1 protein-coding gene is annotated in these 862 nt (G+C 65.5%); it reads left to right on the forward strand.

The features are described from left to right. On the forward strand, positions 1–794 hold a 794-nt coding region (locus tag RMZ43_RS35915; RefSeq protein WP_428851014.1), incomplete at its 5' end, for a hypothetical protein. Between the last annotated feature and the right edge of the window lie 68 nt (positions 795–862).

Genomic DNA, 862 nt, shown 5'->3' on the forward strand with positions numbered 1-862 from the left:
TGCTGGCCAGCGATGCGGACGCAGCGAATAACCGGCTCGATACCGGCAAGCTCGTCACCGAGACCCTGCACAACACAGCGGACTACACCGCACACAGCGAGGGCATCGCCGGCGGCACCCGCGGCCAGGTCAGCGGTGGCCTGACCAGCATCCCGCAGCACGACAGCAGCCACAGCGACACCCGGGCGGGCATCGCCGAGGGCACCGTCGTCGTGCGCGATGGGAAGGCCGACCTCAGCGACGTCGACCGGCATCCGGATATCGATGCGAAGGGCCTCAAACCCATCTTCAACGCCGACAAGGTCGCCGAGAAGCAGGAACTCGGTGCCGTCGCCGGTGACGTGGGCTTCCGGGCGGCGGGTACCGTGGCCAACCGCATGGCCGATGCGGCCGCCGCGCGGGGGGATAAGGCCAACGCCCAGGCGTGGTCCGAGGGCGGATCGAAGAAGATCCTCCTGCATGGACTGGTCGGTGCTGGCATGGCGGTGCTGGGCGGCGGCAACGGCGCGCTGGGAGCGACCGGTGCCGGGGCCAGCCAGGCGGCCAGTGGCGCAATGGTGAACTACCTGCGCGCCCATGGCATCGACCCGAACAGCCCCGACGGCAAGCTGTACATGCAGCTGGCCAGCCAGGCCATCGGCGGAGCCGCGGGTGGGAGTGCCGGAGCGGCGGCCGCGCAGGCGGGCGAGCTCAACAACCGTCAGTTGCACACCCGGGAAATCGACTGGATCAAGTCGCACGCCTTGGAATACGCCCAGGCCCACGGGCTGAGCGAGGCCCAGGCCACCATTTAATGCATTGCAAAATTAGTCATATTATACTATTAAAAATTGTTTTTATATTAATAGGACTTACGCAATAA

Origin of the sequence: Nostoc sp. CmiVER01, assembly GCF_034531135.2 — a bacterium.
Lineage (GTDB): Bacteria > Cyanobacteriota > Cyanobacteriia > Cyanobacteriales > Nostocaceae > Nostoc.